Source organism: Niabella beijingensis (genome assembly GCF_020034665.1).
GTDB lineage: Bacteria > Bacteroidota > Bacteroidia > Chitinophagales > Chitinophagaceae > Niabella > Niabella beijingensis.
Genome location: NZ_JAIQDI010000001.1, coordinates 2,457,086 through 2,475,488, shown reverse-complemented (window position 1 = coordinate 2,475,488; position 18,403 = coordinate 2,457,086). Strand labels below are relative to the sequence as shown.

The window sequence follows — 18,403 nt, the reverse complement described above, 5'->3', positions numbered from 1 at the left end:
ATAACTTTTTTGATCATGATTACCGGTTTCTTTCCTGTTGCTGCGCAGGTGAAGCTGAGTGGTAACGATATCCAGGTACGCTCCGGCGGAAAGACCTATCAGTTTTTACCTGAGTTTACGGTTTTGTATAGCGAAAAAGATCCGGCCCTTGCGCTTAAGCCGGCAGGAATCGATAAGGTACCGTATAACGTGCCCACCTGGAAAACGGATGCTTCAAAAGCCGATTACCGGCAACAACAGATCAATACATCAGTGGCCGGGGATGGGTTTGATGACAAGATCCTGCGGAGTAAAAAAGAGGAAAGAACGGCTAATATTTATCATGTTGGCCGGTCTTTAACCATAAAAACAGACAGGGTCTGGGAGAAGGGGGATACGGTTCATTTTCATTTTGCAGATCAGGAAGGGTTTTCATTGCAGGCCTGGCTGGTGAAGAATACGGCGCCCTATCCCTCAGTCGGATTTCTGCTGACACCCAAAAAAGAGGGATACTACAGCGTTGGATATACCGGAGCCCCGGCCTTTGAAAAACAGGAGACCAAAGAATCCTGGCAGCCGCTGATCTGGACAGAGAAGCGTACCCCGGATCAGCCTTATCTTACCCCGGCGTTCATGGCCACTGAACCCACAACACTGGTAAACGACGGGGTAAATTCAGTGGGCGTGCTGGCCGATCCGCAGTATCTTCCTTTTCAGCCATTGCCGTTGCTGGACAACAGCCGGTTCGGGATCGCCCTGTTAAACCCGAAGGAACAATTGCAACCCCAGGTGTTTGCGCCCCTGCCGGGCGGGCTCCATTCCTTTATGAAACCCGGGGAAACATTTGGATTTTCTTTTTATCTTTTAGTGACGCCGCATACGATCACGGATACCTATGAACAGATCGCCCGGAATATTTTCGGATTCAGGGATTACCGTACCAACGCCACCGTATCGATGAATACCACGCTGGACAATCTTATTGATTATGTCAAAACGCACTATGCCTGGTTTGTGGACAGCCTGAAGGGATTTGCCTATTCAACCGATGTTCCCGGCGCGGTAAAAAATGTATCCAGTCTCAACCCGCTGGAGATGGCCATCATCAGGGACGATAAAGAGCTGTTTGAAAAGCGCGCCTACCCGCTGATGGAATTCATGTTGTCGCGGGAAAAGTTCCTGTTCATTCTGGACAGTACACAAAAGATACAATCCCCTTCGCGTAAACTCAATGGGCCGATTGCGCCGTTGTCGGAGCTGGGGGTACTGCACAGCGTTTTTCCCGGGAACGATTATTTATATACCACGCTGGCAAAAAAGGAATTTAAAAAAACAAGGGTACGCAACCTGGATGTGGAGGAAAAAGGCGCCAACTGGATCAATGCCCTGTTCCTTTTTAAAATGACGCAGGATACGGCCTACCTTACTATGAGCCGGAGAATGGCGGATGAATACCTGAAAGAGCGGGTAGACAAACGCATGGCGGCCTTTGGGGATCCGATGATCTCCACACATTTTTTCTGGCCGACGTTCACCAATAACTGGTCGGCCCTGCTGGAACTGTACGAACTGACCAAAGAAGAACGCTATTTAAAAGCAGCGCACGACGGTGCCCGGCATTATGCCTTGTTTACCTGGATGGCGCCGGCGATACCCGACAGTATGATCACGGTGAACAAGGGTGGCAAGGCGCCGATGTACTGGTACCTGAAATCGAAAGGGCATCAGCAAATGTATTATCCGGAGGAAAAAGTGCCGGCCTGGCGGGTGTCGGAAGTGGGGCTTACGCCGGAGTCTTCCGGAACGGCTACAGGGCATCGCGGGATCTTTATGTCCACCTTTGCCCCCTGGATGCTGCGCATCGGGTATTATGCCAAGGATCAATTTCTAATAGAGATCGCAAAAGCGGCGCTGGTGGGGCGTTCTGCCAGCTTCCCCGGGTATCATATGAATACAGAACGAACCACGGCCTATGAAAAACCGGATTTTCCACTGCATGAGCACAAGGAGCAAAGTGTAAACTCTTTTCATTACAACCATATTCTTCCGATGGCCTCTCTTTTTATGGATTACCTGGTTTCGGATGCGTATGTTAAAAGCGGTGGAAAGATCAGCTTTCCGAGTGATTATATCGAAGGGTATGCCTATCTGCAGAATAAATTTTACGGGCACAAAAAAGGGCGCTTTATGGGATCGGACCAGGTGCAGCTCTGGATGCCGGCGCGCCTGTTATCGATCGGGGACATCGGACTGAATTATATTGCTGCACGCAAAAAAGATTCTTTATTCATTGCGTTTGCCAACCAGTCTGCGCACGCCATTAAAACAACAGTAACGGTCAACCCGGCGTGGGCTACCTTTTCACGGAAGGCAGTATGCTCCGTGCCCGGAACGGAAAATAACCGGCAGTCTTTAAAGGACAGCAGCTTCGAAGTAACGGTTCCCGCCAACGGACAAACGGCTGTGGTGCTCAGCGGCGCGGTGCTCCGGTCAGAATTCCAGGATCAGCTGCTGCAACCGGACCCGGATAAAAGCCGTGATTATCTTTCCATACCCGAAGGCCATACAAAAGCAATGCTGTTTAAACTGGGTGGATATGGCCGCCGGTTGTTCGTTTACCTGGGTGATGATGATAGTAAATGGAGCAGCGCCCGGCTTCAGTACCGCGTGGGAACAGCAACAAAAAAAACGGTTATAAAATCGGAGTATCCTTTTGAATTTACGGTGGAAGCCGGTCTTCAGGAGCCCATTGTGTTTTCATTGATCCTTACAGGGACAGACGGAAAGATAATCCGTACAAAGGAATATGAAATGGGCCATAAATAATAATATAAATCAATTGAAAAATAGATAGAGAATGATCATTAAAGATGCAGCAACGAAGCGGGAGCTGAAAAAAGAGCTTATTGAGAAAGACCTTGTTATTGTGGGAGGGGGAATGTCTGGTGTATGCGGCGCCATAACGGCCGCCCGGCAGGGGCTCCGGGTATTGCTGGTACAGGACCGTCCTGTTCTGGGAGGCAATGCATCCAGTGAGGTACGGTTGTGGATTTTGGGGGCTACGTCCCATATGGGCAATAACAACCGGTGGAGCCGGGAAGGAGGCGTGATTGACGAGATCCTGGTGGAAAATACGCACCGGAATCCGGAGGGCAACCCCGTAATACTAGATATGATCCTGTTAGATAAGGTAACACAGGAACCCAATATTACCTTATTGCTGAATACGGCGGTTTATGAAGTGATGAAGACGGATGCAGACCATATTTCCGCACTGAAGGCCTTTTGCAGTCAGAACGCCACTGAATATGAATTACGGGCGCCGCTGTTCTGTGATGCTTCGGGAGATGGGATCGTCGGATTTCTTTCAGGAGCAGCATTCCGCATGGGTGCAGAAAACAGGGAGACATTCAATGAGCCGATGGCTCCGGATATGAGCTATGGAGAACTGCTGGGGCATTCGCTTTATTTTTATACAAAGGATACGGGTAAACCCGTGGCGTTCCATCCGCCTGCTTTTGCAATGGATGTGCAAAAAGAAATTCCCCGGTACAGGAGTTTTAATGCAAAGGAGCATGGCTGTAAGCTCTGGTGGGTGGAGTATGGCGGAAGACTGGATACCGTACACGACACCGAACAGATCAAGTGGGAATTGTGGAAGGTGATCTATGGTGTGTGGGATTATATCAAAAATTCAGGGGAGTTTCCTGAAGCGGCTACCTATACGCTGGAATGGGTGGGAATGATCCCGGGTAAAAGGGAAAGCCGCCGGTTTGAAGGAGATTATATGTTATCTCAAACGGACCTGATCGAACAGCGGATACATCCCGATGCCGTTGCTTACGGAGGATGGTCGATAGACCTGCACCCGGCAGACGGCGTATTCAGTGAGCGCTCTCCCTGCAATCAATGGCACAGCAAAGGACTTTTTCAAATTCCGTATCGTTGTTTGTATAGCCGGAATATAAAGAACCTGTTTCTTGCAGGCCGTATCATCAGCGTCAGTCATGTGGCTTTTGGTGCTACCCGCGTAATGGCTACCAGTGCTTATACGGGTCAGGCGGTGGCCGTGGCAGCTGCGCTTTGTGCACGGCTGCAGAAAGAACCGCAGGAGCTGCTGGAAGCACCGCATATGGCAACCCTTCAAAAAGAACTGATGAAGACCGGTCAGTATATTCCGGGTAAAAAGTTGCGGGATGAGGAAGACCTGGCGCTCCGCAGCACTGTTACAGCGAGTTCTTCTATAAACTTCAGCGGGTTTGATCAGCGGGAGTTGATGTATAAGCCGCTTACAATATCTGCAGGACAGCTGATTCCTGTTACGTCAGGAACATTGCCGGCGTTCCGGTTGCCTGTAAGAGCAGACGCGCCAACAGAGCTTACCGTGGAGATTCGCTCCAGCAGCAGGCCCGGCGGGTTCACGCCGGACAAGATCCTGTTCCGGAAGCAGCTTTCATTGAGCGCGGGTGATACGGTAATTGAAATAAACTCCGGGTTGCAGCTGGATCGGCCGCAATACCTGTTTCTTTGTTTTATGAAAAATGAAGCGGTGGAGATCGCGTATTCCGCGCAACGGATAACAGGTTTTGTTTCGGTCTTTAACGGGGTCAACAAAGCGGTATCCAATAATGGGAAACAGCAGGCACCGGAAGGATCGGGAGTGGATACCTTCGAGTTCTGGTGCCCGCAGCGGCGGCCGGAGGGACAGAACCTGGCGCTTACCTTTTCGGACCCTGTATTTGTACCAGGCATAAGCGCGCTTACCAATGGCGTTGACCGGCCAACCGACCAGCCCAATGCCTGGATCGCAGATCCCGCGGATGCACATCCGTCTGTATCCCTTGACTGGAGCGTGCCGCAGCAGATCCGAAAGATCCACCTGGCGTTTGATACGGATTTTGATCACGCCATGGAATCGGTGCTGATGACCCATCCGGAGACCACGATGCCGTTCTGCGTGCAGCGCTACCAGGTGGAAGATGAAGGGGGAAATATTGTGTATCAAAAAGAGGCTAACTTTCAAACGCAGCATACGATTGTATTTGAACAACCGGTAACCACGAAGCGGCTGACGATCCGGATGGAACATCCCTCCGGGCAGGTTCCGGCGGCGTTGTTTTCTGTAAGATGTTATGCAGAATAAATGAACTGTGACCGTTGTGCAACGTAAGAAAAGTACATAGCAGTACCGGAGTTGAAGGGTGCGACGCAACAAAGCATCATAGTAGTGCTGCAGCCGGGCATATAAAAAATATAGTAGTAACAGGTGCTAAAAAATAGTTTAAGAGTATGATAGATACAATAGTGGTTATCGTATTTTCTGTTTTTATTTTGCTGGTGGGCATCAGTTTTTCCCGTACCGGAAGAAACCTGAAGTCCTTTTTTGCAGGGGGAGAGGCGGTGCCCTGGTTCATTGGCGGACTGTCGCTGTTCATGAGCTTTTTTTCTGCCGGAACATTTGTTGCCTGGGGCGCCATTGCATACCAGCACGGATGGGTGGCGGTTACCATACAATGGACCATGTGCATCGGTGCGCTGGTAACGGGTCTGTACCTGGCGCCCAAATGGAAGGCCACCGGAAACCTTACGGCAGCGGAGTTCATCAAGATGCGGCTGGGGCCTGGTGTTCAAAAAAGCTATATCTACATTTTTACCATTGTTTCGGTATTTATAAAAGGATCGGTACTTTATTCGGTGGCAAAGCTGGTGTCTGCATCACTGGGGTATCCCCTTATTCCGGTTACGGTCATACTGGGCATCCTGATGATCTCCTACACCGCGGTTGGCGGCCTGTGGGCGGTAATGGTAACGGATATATTGCAGTTTGTGGTATTGACTGCTGCCGTGCTGATCATACTGCCCCTGGTATTTCATGAAACAGGCGGCGTGCAACAGTTTATTGATAAAGCGCCCGATCATTTCTTTAACCTGGTGAACGGCGAATACAGCTGGGGCTTCATTTTTGCATTCGCGCTCTACCATATATTTTACATCGGAGGTAACTGGACTTTTGTGCAACGATATACCAGTGTGGATAGCCCCAAAAGTGCCTCGAAAGTGGCCTACCTGTTTGCGGGGCTTTATATCTTAAGTCCCATCATCTGGATGTTGCCGCCCATGGCTTACCAGGTGATCCATCCCGGTCTGTCGGGTTTGGATGCGGAGAATGCATACATCATGGTTTGTAAACAGGTATTGCCGGCGGGCCTGCTGGGCCTGATGTTGACGGGCATGTATTTTTCCACCTCTGCCTCTGCCAATACCGCGCTGAATGTGGTATCTGCGGTATTTACCAATGATATTTATAAGGGATCCATCAATCCCGGGGCCTCCGATAAAAAACTGATGTTTGTGGCCCGGGCCTCCTCCTGGTTCTTCGGAATTTTTATGATCCTGATCGCCATTGGGGTGCCGTATATCGGCGGAATCGTGGAGTTTACGCTCAGCGTGGGCGCGATTACAGGCGGACCGCTACTGCTACCACCCATCTGGGCCCTGTTCTCCAAAAGGCTGTCGGGGAAGGCCACCATCTATATTACAGTACTGAGTCTTGCGGTGAACCTGCTGTTTAAAATGGTGATCCCGTTTATCAATCAGTATAAATTGTCGAGGGCCAATGAAATGCTGCTGGGTGTACTGTTGCCGCTGATTGCGCTGGCCGTGTATGAATTTATTGCAATGCGAAAACAACGGATCAGTACCGACTACACGGCATACCTGGATTACAAACAAAACAAAAAAAAGGAAGCCGCCGTACAGAATGAGGAAGAGGCCCGGCTTGTAAAACAACAAAACATATTCGGGTTAAAGATGATCGCTTTTTCGCTGGCGTTTATGGCGGTGTTGATGCTGGTACTGGCATTTATTACCTCAAAGGGCAGGACACTGGTGGCCATCATCGCGGTACTCATCCTGGCAGGGGCCCTTATACCCTGGCGGGCATCAAAGAAAGGGAAAGACAACTGATGCGGGTGTGTGTCCGGTACGGACGCGAAACAGGGCAGCAGATCCCTGCCTGAAATGTACCGTGCCTACGGCACTCTATCTTTTATTAGCGGGTGCTATCTCCGGAATAAATTCCGGAGTTGGGAGAGGGATCAGGCCGATGGCCTTCTGTATTCCTATCGAAGGATAAGAGGCATCGCCTCGACCAGCCATCAACTGCGAACTTCAGTTCGCGGTATAGAAGGAGAATGCGGAACAGAGAACCGTAGGCTCGGGGCATAAGCTATAGTGCAAACACGAATCAAGGCGAAAGAACCGCTCTATCATCTTTCTTTTTCTGCTTCGTTATTTCCTTCCTCCCCGTGTGAGGGATAGCAGCGGATACCCCGCTGAAGCCTTTGTGTGATGGGTCCCGGTGGCTATCGGGATGGCGGAGTAGGAGCGGATAGCCCGACCCCGGCCGTGTACTGCTTTTGCAGCGCTGGTAGGGTTGGGGGCACGCCCAAAAAATTATTTCTTCGCAATTAGTTTTTCCAGCTTATCAATCATTCCCTTTTGCTGTTACAGCATCGCTCGTACAGCTCAACCATCTTATCGATTGGATTAAATGTGCATTTGTATTGTCCTGCATAAGCTACAGCCTCATCAATAAAAGTATTAGATATGATATTCACTGCCTGTTCCTCATCAGAATTCTGTATCGCTTCCGCGGGTATTTTTAATGCAGTATATATCTGTTGGAGCAGGGTACATTTATGGTTTCTTTTTGTTTGAGTTTGGCGATGATTGGAAAAATAAAACAGAACCTGCTTCTTAACTTTATAAAACACCAATTATGGCAATTATTGCAACCATGAAAAACAGCGCCACCATCAAAAGAATGCGTAAGCTGAAGATATATGACCGGGCAATTGTGTATAACTCCACCCTTTGGAGCGGGTACATAATTAATCATTACCCGGAAATACGTCTTATGGGCAAATGGCTTTTGGATTGTGGCTTTAAGTGCGGCCAGCATATAGATATAACGATTGCAGAAAACAAGCTCATTATAGTTCCGGCATGTTTTGAACCGGAAAGGGGGTGAATCGTTATGTGCCGGGTATTTCTGTGTTGGTTTTTCCCGCTCTTTTCATACTTTCATACCCCCGTTAACGATTACGGGGATACAATAAAACATCAGTATGACAACTCCTACTTTTAAAAACCTGCTTGTTTTTTGGACAGTAGCTTTTTTTGCAATAACCAGCCATGCTGCAATGGCTGCGGATCCAAAACCCAAAGCGGTGTTGAAGATGATGCACCGCGTGGCCGACTGGCAGCTGAACGACTGGAAAATAAAGGGCTTTAAGTATGGAAAGGCTGACTGGACCAATGGAGCCTGCTATACCGGGTTGTACGCCGCAGGAACATTGAAGGGGGGAAAAAAGTACCTGCAGGCATTGGTAAACATAGGCAATGATCTTAGCTGGAATACGGGGCGCCGCCGTTTTTTTGCAGATGATTATTGTGTGGGACAAACCTATGCACAACTGTCGGTGAAATATAAAGACCCGAAAATGATTGCGCCTTTTATATTGCTGGCCGATAGCATCCTTGCAAAACCGCATGATGAGCCGCTGAACTGGAAGAACAGCATACAACTGCGGGAGTGGGCCTGGTGCGATGCCTTATTTATGGGTCCGCCTTCACTGGCCTACCTGACCACCGCAACAAGGGATCCGAAGTACCTGGATATGGCGGCAAAGCTCTGGTGGAAAACAACCGATTTTCTTTATGATCCTTCCGAGCTGCTTTATTTCAGAGACGAAAGTTATTTTAATAAAAAGGAAAAGAACGGGCAAAAAACATTCTGGTCGCGGGGCAACGGATGGGTACTGGGTGGATTGGTACGGATGCTGGAAAATATGCCCGCCAATTATTCCGATAGGGCAAGATTTGAGAAGCTTTATAAAGACATGATCGCAAAAGTGGTTTCGCTTCAGCAGCCGGATGGCAGCTGGCATGCGTCATTGCTGGATTCGGAAAGCTTTCCGGTAAAGGAAATGAGCGGTACGGGCTTTTTTTGCTATGCAATTTTATGGGGATTGAATCATGGTCTGCTGGATAAAGCTGCTTACTGGCCGGCGGCACAGCGTGCCTGGGATGTTATGGTGTCTTCAGTGAATGCGGATGGAATGTTGGGCTATGTACAACGCATTGGTGCGGCACCAGACAAGGTAAATGCGGAAAGCACAGAGGTTTACGGGGTAGGGGCCTTCCTGCTGGCGGGTACTCAATTGTATCATTATTTAAAAAAATAATAAGGAACAAATGAAATACAGTGCATACCGGATCATTGTGCTGCTTTTGCTTCTTACGGGCTTTAGCAGGGGTTATACTCAGGACACGGGCCGGAAAACGGTACGGTTATTCCTGATCGGTAATAGTTTTTCGCAGAATGCTACAAGATACCTCCCTCAACTGGCGCAGGAGGGCGGTTTTACCCTTTCCATCGGTCGTGCTGAACTGGGAGGCTGCTCATTGCAACGGCACTGGGAACTGGTTGAAGCCGCAGAGGCCGGCGATCCTAAAGGAAAAGCATACAACGGAAAATCGTTAAAAGAATTGCTGGGCTCCGGAACCTGGGATGTGGTTACATTGCAGCAGGCCTCCATTTTATCCGGCGATTCCAATACCTACAAACCCTATGCGCGCAAACTGGTGGAATACATTCACCACCTGCAACCCACCGCAACGATTGTGCTGCACCAGACATGGCCCTACCGCACCGATGCGCCGTCCTTTTCACAGATCTCCGGCGGAGGCCATGCTCCGTCTGCCGAAGCGATGTGGAAACAATCACGGGCTGCATATCATACAACAGCTGCTGCGTTACAGTTACCGCTTATTCCTGTAGGGGATGCTTTTTTTGCAGCGCAACAGAAAAGCAGCACGGCATTTAAAACGGATCAATCCTTTAAACGCGGGCAGGCCGTTTTTCCTGATCTTCCTGATCAGGCACATTCCCTGCATGTGGGATATTTTTATAATAAAAAGAAGGAGCTGGACCTGGATACGCATCATGCCAGCGAAGCGGGCTGCTACCTTGCGGGATTGGTATGGTATAAGTTCCTGTTTGGTGCTTCTTCCGTGCGCACCACATTTAAGCCAGAAATTGTAACGGATGAATTTGCAAAAGCGTTAAGGGCGATTGCAGATGATGTTGTATCCGGAATGGATCAGGCACAGGTACGGCGATGAGCCATGGTGAAAGCAGTACAAGTATTTTCGGTCCGTTGTTATCGGCTGAGAACGGAGTTACCGCATTATTCCTGAAGCCTTAGTCGTCTGCCAACACATAAAAAAGGAGCTCCATGTTCAGGTCGTTCTGGACCAGGGAGCCGGAGTATTCGTTCCTGGTCAATCCGTACGTGGTGATCAGGGTCAAAAACAACGCTTTCCGGGAGCCTGTAGCTTCGCGGAAGGCAGTGATTTTATTTCTCAGTTCTCCTGCGTATTTTTTGGTGATCGTAAAATCATTAAGGGAGAATTTCATTTCACAAAGATTGATCACCTGGTCTTTCCGGTCGATCACAAGATCTATTTGGGCCCCTTCACCCATCCAGGAAGAAACCGATGTCTGCACCCCGCTGATACCAAGTGCCTGTTTGATCTCTTTTATATGTGCAAGACAAACCTGCTCAAAGGCATAGCCGCTCCAGGCCCGGTGCTTTGGATCATCCAGGCCATTGATCCAGTTGTTTTCATCCTGCCGGGTTACAATAAAACGCAGATAGAAAAGCGAATAGAAATCAGCCAGCTGGTACAAACTGTTTCGTTCTTTCTTACCGAAAGAATTGTACTTACGGATAAAACCACTTTCTTCCAGCTCTTTTAATATGCGGGTAGTGCTGCCGGCATTCGGCAGCTTCGTAAGGGTAATGATCGCATCGCGCGTAAGCCCTTTTGCTTTTTTGCTCAGCGCTTCTATGATCTGGATGTGTTTTTCTGCCTTGTTAAATAAAGAACGGTACAGATCGTCAAATTCTGTAACCAGGAGTCCGCTTTCGCTGAAGCAGATCCGGTCAATGTTCTGTGCGGCACTGCGGCCCGGGTCAACCTGGTTCAGGTAAAAGGGAATACCACCCATTACCATGTATAATTGAATGATCTGATAGCGGTCAAAAACGGCGTTCCGGCTTTTTAAAAAAGCTTCGCATTCGGCAAGGGTGAAGGGATCCAGCTTAATGCGCCGGGTAACCCTGTTGTGCAGACCTCCCTTATTATGGATGAGTTTATTGATCATCCAGGAAGCGGTTGATCCGCAAACCACCAGCACAATATCTTTTCTGCCGCTTGCCCAAGAGTTCCAGAAATGTTCCAGCGCCGGCATAAAACCAGACTGTGCGGTATCCAGCCAGGGAAGCTCATCAAGGAATACGATTTTTTGGTCACTGGTTTTTGTTTCCAGCAGGGTGATCAGTCGCTGGAAGGCCATCAGCCAGTTTTCGGGAGGTATATTTTCTTTTGCTGCGGGGTCGTATTTATTCAGGGCCAGGTGAAAGTTCAGGAGTTGTTGCCGGGTGTTTACATTTGCCATCCCGGTAATATAGAAGTCAAAGTTATTGGCAAAGGTCTCCCGTATTAAAAAAGTTTTTCCTACGCGGCGCCGGCCATACACTGCAATGAACTCTGATTGTGCCGATGTACAGATCTTCTTTAGCTGCTCCTGCTCCTTTTTACGTCCGATAAGCATAAGAAAGACATTTGGCTATAAATATAATCAAAATACGCGTTAAAGCCAAATTATAAATTAAAATTGGCTTTAACTGTTGTTGAAATCATTGTTAAAGCCAAATAGATCCGGTATCTTTTATGGTCTGAGCCGGTCCTGATGCAAAGACGTTGTACCAAAGATCGCATTTACTACTGGTTAGAATATGCTGGTGCATACCCGACCGCCGGGCCCTGTCAGGTGCTTTGGGTTGACTTTTTAATGTACTGGTAACAAAAAGTTGCAGGGAAGTTACCGCCGCGCTGCGGCTGGGATGATCACTGAGGCCTCCTGGTTATAATGATTATCGGCGCGCTGCGCCTGTTCAGGCATTTTATGTTTTCTGGGTTTAAGATATGCCTCAACAATCAATGTGGCAAGCCGGCTCCGGATGCAGAGATATCTTGTTATTGGTAAAGACAGTACTCCGTGGTATGGATCGGCCCTGATGCATCGCAAACGCATTAAGTTAATTTGAGTATACCCGAAAGCTGCATCGCAGCGTAGATCTTTCAGGTAAGCGAATAACAGAGGAATAAAGGTGCAGCGCACCGGTAACAAAAAAAGGCTCCTGCAGCCATTGCAAAAATTTACCGCCGCGCTGCGGCTGGGATGATCATTGAGGCCTCCTGGTTATAATGATTATCGGCGCGCTGCGCCTGTTCAGGTATTTTATGTTTTCTGGGTTTGAGAATATTGGTAAAGGCCGGGCTGTACAAAACGCAAACAAAATGCATAAAAGCAAAGATCCGATTTTGCAGTACCATCATATTTCGGCGACTTACCTATTGTGTTCCAATAAAAAACCCGAAGTGAAACACTCCGGGATCTTTTGTGGTGTGGGCCGGCCCCGAAGCTTCGGGGGAACCGGCACTTTAATAAATTGTAATGGCGAATTTTTCGTCAACAATTTTCTTGAATTGTTCCAAAAACAGATCCTGGGCAATGAGTTTTCGCAAGAAATTTTTAGATTTCATTGATTTTATGTACTGTTCAATCCTGAGGGCTTCTACCCGTAGGGGTACTTTCAACGTCAATACAATTTTCCAATCGGAAGTAAAAGCGGTACTGGATGTAGCATAAAATCCTGTGTTGTGCTGCTGCAATCGTTGTTCCGGACAAACTGTTTCCCCGATGTAAAACCGGTCACAGGCCGGACTGTATAAAATATATACAAAGTGCATAAAAGCAAAGATCCCGATTTTGCAGTACAATCATATTTGGGCGACTTACCTATTGTGTTCCAATAAAAAAACCCGGAGTGAAACACTCCGGGTTCTTTTCGTGGTGTGGGCCGGGATCGAACCGGCGACACAAGGATTTTCAGTCCTTTGCTCTACCGACTGAGCTACCGCACCATCCTTTCCGCCTTAGCGGGCTGCAAATATAGAGCATAGGCAGCAGATTTTCAAAAATATCCGCAAAAAATCAAAAAATCTCCGGAGAGGATTCATTTGATACGCGCGTCATCCGTTAAAGGGAGCCGCTACATTCCGTATTCTGCCAAAAACTTGATCCGCATGATCTTAAGCTGCTCCCAGTTAAAATCAAACTCGGCCAGTTCTTCCAGTGCCAGCTGAAGGGAAGAGGTTTCACAGCTTTTGAAATATTCGATGATCTCATCCTGTTCTTCCTCATCCAGCATTTCATCTATAGCATACCCCAGGTTCAGCTTGGTACCGCTGGCAGCAATGGTTTCCATTTCCTCCAGCAGTTCGTTCATTTGCCAGCCCTTGTTTTTAGCAATGGTTTCCAGCGGAATTTTTTTATCAGTTTGCTGAATAATGTACACTTTGTTACCGCTTTTATTCACCACGCTTTTCATTACAAAATCATCCGGCTTCTGAATGTTATTGTCTTCTACATAGCGCGCCACCAGCTCCACAAAAGGTTTTCCATAGCGGATGGCCTTGCCCTTGCTCACCCCCTGGCATTTTTCCAGTTCAGCTGTGGTGGTGGGATACAAAGTGGCCATGTCCATCAGCGAATTTTCAAGGAAGATCACAAAGGGGGGCAGGCTTTTCCGCTTGGCTTCCTTCTGACGAAGTTCTTTCAGCATCTCAAATAACTGCTGATCAGTCGCAGCTCCGTCACCATCTTCTGCACCGGCCTCATCGTCGTCCCAGGCTTCTTCAAACTTATTGTTGAGCACAATCGGGAAGGCCTTGGGTTTCTTTAAGAAAGCGGTTCCGGCCGGGGTTATTTTTAATACACCATATTCTTCAATGTCTTTTTTCAACAGTCCTTCCAGGAGCATCTGGCGGATCAGGGAGTTCCAGAACAGGGTGTCCTGCTCTTTTCCCGTACCAAAACTGGAAAGCCCTTCATGACGGAACATTTTCACCTGGGGGGTAAGTTTTCCGATAAGGATATTCACTGTATAATCTGTGGCAAAACGTTCGTCCAGTTCTTTAATGGTCTTGAGCACCAGTACGGCCTGGTCTTTTGCTTCCATGCGTTCTTTAGGGTGTCTGCAATTATCGCACTGCCCGCAATTCTCTACCTCATATTGCTCCCCGAAATAGCTCAGGATCACTTTTCTCCGGCAAACGCCGCTTTCGGCATAAGCCACGGTTTCATTGATCAGCTGGGCACCCACTTCCCGTTCGCTGAGCGGTTTATCGCGCATTAAATGTTCCAGTTTGCTCACATCCTTATGGGAATAGTACAACAGGCATTTCCCTTCCAGCCCGTCGCGGCCGGCACGACCGGTTTCCTGGTAGTAGTTTTCAATGGACTTTGAAATATTGTAATGTATGACAAACCGGATATCGGGCTTGTCGATCCCCATTCCAAAGGCGATAGTGGCTACAATTACCTGTACATCCTCGTTTAGGAACTGGTCCTGCCGCTCTGCACGTAGCTTACTGTCCAGCCCCGCATGATAAGCCACTGCCTTAATGCCATTGGCCATCAGTATATCGGCCAGCTCTTCCGTAGTCTTACGGTTCAGCGTATAAATGATGCCGCTTTTATTCTTCATGCTTTTGATAAAGCGGACAATACTTTCGTTGGTCTGTTTCTTGTTTATCTTGGGAGCGATCTCATAATAAAGATTGTCCCGGTTAAAGGAGGAAATAAAGATGTTTGCCTCTTTAAGACCCAGGTTTTTTATAATATCGCTTTGCACCTTCGGGGTAGCTGTAGCGGTTAAGGCAATGACGGCGGCATCCGGGTTGATCTGGTTCATCATTTCCCGCAACCGGCGATACTCCGGGCGGAAATCATGGCCCCACTCGGAAATACAGTGCGCCTCATCTACTGCAAAAAAGGAAATGTTCAGATCGCTGAAAAAGGCCAGGTTCTCCTGTTTGGTCAGGGTTTCCGGGGCAACGTACAGGAGTTTTGTCTTACCGGATAACAGGTCATCATGAACTTCCTTTATTTCCTTTTTATTTAACGTGGAATTTAAAAAGTGTGCAATTTCATCATTGCTGTTATACCCCCGCACCAGGTCTACCTGGTTCTTCATCAGGGCGATCAGCGGTGAAACAATAATAGCAACACCCTCCATGATCACAGCGGGCAGCTGGTAGCAGAGGCTTTTTCCTCCACCGGTGGGCATAATAACAAAAGTGTCTTTTCCTGATAAAAGCGATTGGATGATGGCTTCCTGTTTGCCTTTAAATTTTTGAAAACCAAAGTTCTTAAGCAGTTCTCCGTGTAGGTCTGTCTTTGTTTCTGTTTTCTTGGTGCGGCTGACCGCAGGTTCCTTTTTCCTGGTGGCCTTCTTTTCGCTTTTCACTGCCATTTCTGTAATATAAAAGATTTAATTGTCATCCAATATCCTTAAAAGGTACGTTGGATATTCAGAAAAAAAAAATTTTCGGGAAGCGAATTTAGCTAAGGTTGGCCTGCTTTTAAAATATTAATGGTTAAAGTTTTTTGTGCCCATATAAATAATACATTTGTGTTTTCTTAAGTAGGCTGATATTTAAATGAGTGACAATATATTACAACGCGCCAGAAAAACATTCCAGCTAGAGGCCGGTGCGCTTAATGAAGTACAGCAGCAGTTAAACGATGATTTCCGGCAAGCGGTCCTGCTGATTCAGAACTGTACGGGGCGGGTGGTCTTCAGCGGAATAGGCAAAAGTGCCCTGGTGGCACAGAAGATCGTGGCTACGTTCAATTCAACAGGAACGCCTTCTATCTTTATGCATGCGGCCGACGCATTGCATGGTGACCTTGGCATGGTACAAGACGCGGATATTGTGATCATCCTCAGTAAAAGCGGGTACAGCCCGGAAATAAAAGCACTGGTGCCGCTGGTAAAAAACTTTGGGAACAAACTGATCGCCATCGTAGGTAATACCGGGTCTTATCTGGCGCAGCAGGCCGATCTTATTTTAAATACAACCGTCGACCAGGAAGCCTGTCCGAATAACCTGGCACCGACCTCCAGTACCACCGCACAGATGGTCATGGGCGATGCATTGGCTGCCTGCCTGATGGATCTGAAAGGTTTTAAAGATGATGATTTTGCCAAGTTCCATCCGGGAGGTACCCTGGGCAAAAAGCTGTACCTGAGCGTGGCGGATGTTTTTGCGGGCAACGACCGGCCGATGGTTTTTGAAGGGCAATCCGTAAAAGAGGTGATCGTGGAGATCACTCAAAAAAGACTGGGAGTAACTGCGGTGGTAAATGAACAAAATGCGCTTGCTGGCATTATAACAGACGGAGATCTCCGGCGGATGCTGGAAAAGAACACCGATATCGAAGGCACTGTTGCCCGGGATATTATGACGCGAAACCCTAAAACGATCGCACCTGGTGAACTGGCAATTTCTGCTCTTGATATGATGCGGAAGAATGCAATAACCCAGTTGGCTGTTGTTGAAGATGCGACGTACCTGGGAATTATTCACATACACGACCTGTTAAAGGAGGGGTTGATCTAAATAAAACGACATGAGTAACCGTTATGTTGCCATAATGGCCGGGGGAATCGGAAGCCGGTTCTGGCCCAAAAGCCGGACCAATTACCCCAAACAGTTTTTAGACATTCTGAATACCGGTAAAACGCTGATCCAGTCTACATTCAGCCGGTATAACAAAATTGTGCCCGCTGAGAACATCTTTGTGGTGACCTCGGAAGAATACAGGGATATTGTGGCGCAGCAGCTTCCCGATCTTCCGCAGGAAAATATTGTTACCGAACCGTTCCGGAAAAATACGGCGCCCTGTATTGCATACATCGCGTTTAAGATCCAGAAAAAAGACCCCGAGGCCATCATGATCGCGGCACCGTCGGACAATCTTATCCTGGAAGACGAGGCATTTAATGAAACAGTAGAGAACGCCCTGAAGTTTGTAGAGTCCGTTAATGCCCTGGTAACCCTGGGCATCAAGCCCCGTAACCCCAATACGGGATATGGCTATATACAGCATGACTCCGTTGAAGCGGCTCCCGGCATTTTTAAGGTAAAGACATTTACAGAGAAACCCAATCTCGATCTGGCAAAAGTGTTTGTAAAAAGCGGGGACTTTTTATGGAACTCCGGCATCTTTACCTGGAAGGTAAAAAATATCCTTGCAGCGTTTGAGCGGTTTTTACCCGAGATCCATGAAGTATTTGCCTCGTATCAGGATCTGTTCAACACTCCGGAGGAGGCAGATATAATAGAAGAGATCTATGCACAATGTTCCAATATCTCCATCGATTTTGGCATTATGGAAAAAGCATCGAACGTATATGTGATACCCGCAGGGTTCACGTGGAGCGATCTCGGTACCTGGAACAGCGCCTACGACAATATGAGTAAGGACTATTTTGACAATGCGGTTGTGGGTGCGGATGTGATGGTGTATGATACACATAATTGTATGGTGCATGTACCGGAAGGAAAACTGGTGGTGTTGCAGGGGCTTGAAAATTTTATCGTGGTAGATACCAATGATGTGTTGCTGATCTGCAGAAAAGACCAGGAACAGGAGATAAAAGAGTACGTTGCAGATGTAAAACGGAATAAAGACGAAAAATACCTGTAATCATGCTTGCTCAATATGCTGTTCATACCATTCTTTTTTTAGATATCGAAACCGTGCCGCAATACGCTTCGTTCAGCGAAGTGCCGGAGGCCTGGAAACACCTGTGGGAGCGAAAGTCTGCTTCTATTTTACGGAACCGGGAAGAGGAAACCCCGGAAAGTGTTTATGAAAGAGCCGGGATCTATGCAGAGTTTGGAAAGATCGTGTGTATCAGCTGTGGCATTATACAGGGAGGGGTCAATCAACGGAAGATCATCTTAAAGTCTTTTTATGGAGACGATGAAAAACAACTCCTTGGTGCTTTTGCTGAAATGCTGCAAAAGTTCAGCGCGAACGAGCAGAAATACCTGTGCGCGCATAACGGAAAAGAATTCGATTTCCCGTATTTATGCAGGCGGATGCTGATCAACGGGGTGCCGATACCGCTGCTGCTGAACACGGCAGGCAAGAAGCCCTGGGAGGTGAACCATCTGGATACCATGGAGCTGTGGAAATTCGGGGATTTTAAAAGTTATACCACGTTAAATTTACTGGCACATGCGCTGGGGGTGCCAACTCCAAAAGATGATATCGACGGAAGTATGGTGGCCGAAGTATATTATCAGGAGCGGCAGATCGAGCGTATTGCAACCTATTGCCAGAAGGATGTGATCACGGTGGCACAGATCTTTTTAAAAATGAGCGGGGAAGAACTGATCGCAGAAGAAAATATTGAATACAAGTAAATGGTTT

At 47.9% G+C, this 18,403-nt stretch carries 12 protein-coding genes and 1 tRNA gene; 9 read left to right on the top strand and 4 right to left on the bottom strand.

Annotated elements, in window-relative coordinates; all coding sequences use genetic code 11:
• The first annotated feature begins 15 nt into the window (after window positions 1-15).
• The 6 genes from K7B07_RS10310 (at window position 16) to K7B07_RS10285 (ending at window position 10,167) form a co-directional block, all read left to right on the top strand.
• Window positions 16-2,805: a hypothetical protein gene (locus K7B07_RS10310; protein WP_223709404.1), complete on the top strand. Its 2,790-nt coding sequence runs from the start codon at window positions 16-18 to the stop codon at window positions 2,803-2,805.
• A gap of 31 nt (window positions 2,806-2,836) precedes the next feature.
• Entirely contained in the window at window positions 2,837-5,122 is a 2,286-nt protein-coding gene (locus K7B07_RS10305; protein ID WP_223709402.1) for an FAD-dependent oxidoreductase, read from the top strand.
• Between the two features lie 146 nt (window positions 5,123-5,268).
• A complete protein-coding gene (locus K7B07_RS10300) occupies window positions 5,269-6,945 on the top strand; it encodes a sodium:solute symporter family protein (protein WP_223709401.1) in 1,677 nt (558 codons plus the stop codon).
• Window positions 6,946-7,759: 814 nt separating this feature from the next.
• Entirely contained in the window at window positions 7,760-8,011 is a 252-nt protein-coding gene (locus tag K7B07_RS10295; RefSeq protein ID WP_223709399.1) for a SymE family type I addiction module toxin, read from the top strand.
• Between the two features lie 97 nt (window positions 8,012-8,108).
• Window positions 8,109-9,227, top strand: coding sequence for a glycoside hydrolase family 88/105 protein (locus K7B07_RS10290; RefSeq protein ID WP_223709398.1), 1,119 nt, complete (start codon window positions 8,109-8,111; stop codon window positions 9,225-9,227).
• Window positions 9,228-9,237: 10 nt separating this feature from the next.
• Window positions 9,238-10,167 (top strand): DUF4886 domain-containing protein, encoded by a 930-nt coding sequence (locus K7B07_RS10285; RefSeq protein ID WP_223709397.1) that lies wholly within the window; start codon window positions 9,238-9,240, stop codon window positions 10,165-10,167.
• 79 nt (window positions 10,168-10,246) lie between these two features.
• Here K7B07_RS10285 and K7B07_RS10280 read toward each other — a convergent pair whose 3' ends face one another.
• The 4 genes from K7B07_RS10280 to recQ all read right to left on the bottom strand — a co-directional run bounded on the left by K7B07_RS10280 (window position 10,247) and on the right by recQ (window position 15,431).
• Window positions 10,247-11,662, bottom strand: coding sequence for an AAA family ATPase (locus K7B07_RS10280; RefSeq protein WP_223709396.1), 1,416 nt, complete (start codon window positions 11,660-11,662; stop codon window positions 10,247-10,249).
• An 893-nt stretch (window positions 11,663-12,555) separates the two neighbouring features.
• On the bottom strand, window positions 12,556-12,864 hold the full coding sequence (locus tag K7B07_RS27885) for a GIY-YIG nuclease family protein (protein WP_223709395.1): 309 nt from the start codon (window positions 12,862-12,864) through the stop codon (window positions 12,556-12,558).
• A 101-nt stretch (window positions 12,865-12,965) separates the two neighbouring features.
• Window positions 12,966-13,038 (bottom strand) — tRNA-Phe (locus K7B07_RS10270).
• 128 nt (window positions 13,039-13,166) lie between these two features.
• A complete protein-coding gene (gene recQ, locus K7B07_RS10265; protein ID WP_223709394.1) occupies window positions 13,167-15,431 on the bottom strand; it encodes a DNA helicase RecQ in 2,265 nt (754 codons plus the stop codon).
• 187 nt (window positions 15,432-15,618) lie between these two features.
• Between recQ and K7B07_RS10260 the strand changes: the two genes are divergently transcribed.
• The 3 genes from K7B07_RS10260 to K7B07_RS10250 are packed head-to-tail and all read left to right on the top strand — an operon-like array spanning window position 15,619 to window position 18,396.
• Window positions 15,619-16,581 carry a KpsF/GutQ family sugar-phosphate isomerase gene (locus K7B07_RS10260; RefSeq protein WP_223709393.1) on the top strand — a complete coding sequence of 321 codons (963 nt, stop codon included), beginning with the start codon at window positions 15,619-15,621 and terminating at the stop codon, window positions 16,579-16,581.
• A 10-nt stretch (window positions 16,582-16,591) separates the two neighbouring features.
• A complete protein-coding gene (locus K7B07_RS10255) occupies window positions 16,592-17,671 on the top strand; it encodes a mannose-1-phosphate guanylyltransferase (protein ID WP_223709391.1) in 1,080 nt (359 codons plus the stop codon).
• Between the two features lie 2 nt (window positions 17,672-17,673).
• Window positions 17,674-18,396, top strand: a complete 723-nt coding sequence (locus K7B07_RS10250; protein WP_223709390.1) for a 3'-5' exonuclease — start codon at window positions 17,674-17,676, stop codon at window positions 18,394-18,396.
• Window positions 18,397-18,403 lie beyond the last annotated feature (7 nt).

What these genes read in the sequence shown, in the direction of transcription:
- K7B07_RS10310 (WP_223709404.1), top strand. Translation starts at nt 16, where the DNA reads ATGATTACCGGTTTCTTTCCTGTTGCTGCGCAGGTGAAGCTGAGTGGT.
- K7B07_RS10305 (WP_223709402.1), top strand. Translation starts at nt 2,837, where the DNA reads ATGATCATTAAAGATGCAGCAACGAAGCGGGAGCTGAAAAAAGAGCTT.
- K7B07_RS10300 (WP_223709401.1), top strand. Translation starts at nt 5,269, where the DNA reads ATGATAGATACAATAGTGGTTATCGTATTTTCTGTTTTTATTTTGCTG.
- K7B07_RS10295 (WP_223709399.1), top strand. Translation starts at nt 7,760, where the DNA reads ATGGCAATTATTGCAACCATGAAAAACAGCGCCACCATCAAAAGAATG.
- K7B07_RS10290 (WP_223709398.1), top strand. Translation starts at nt 8,109, where the DNA reads ATGACAACTCCTACTTTTAAAAACCTGCTTGTTTTTTGGACAGTAGCT.
- K7B07_RS10285 (WP_223709397.1), top strand. Translation starts at nt 9,238, where the DNA reads ATGAAATACAGTGCATACCGGATCATTGTGCTGCTTTTGCTTCTTACG.
- K7B07_RS10280 (WP_223709396.1), bottom strand. Translation starts at nt 11,662, where the DNA reads ATGCTTATCGGACGTAAAAAGGAGCAGGAGCAGCTAAAGAAGATCTGT.
- K7B07_RS27885 (WP_223709395.1), bottom strand. Translation starts at nt 12,864, where the DNA reads ATGCACTTTGTATATATTTTATACAGTCCGGCCTGTGACCGGTTTTAC.
- recQ (WP_223709394.1), bottom strand. Translation starts at nt 15,431, where the DNA reads ATGGCAGTGAAAAGCGAAAAGAAGGCCACCAGGAAAAAGGAACCTGCG.
- K7B07_RS10260 (WP_223709393.1), top strand. Translation starts at nt 15,619, where the DNA reads ATGAGTGACAATATATTACAACGCGCCAGAAAAACATTCCAGCTAGAG.
- K7B07_RS10255 (WP_223709391.1), top strand. Translation starts at nt 16,592, where the DNA reads ATGAGTAACCGTTATGTTGCCATAATGGCCGGGGGAATCGGAAGCCGG.
- K7B07_RS10250 (WP_223709390.1), top strand. Translation starts at nt 17,674, where the DNA reads ATGCTTGCTCAATATGCTGTTCATACCATTCTTTTTTTAGATATCGAA.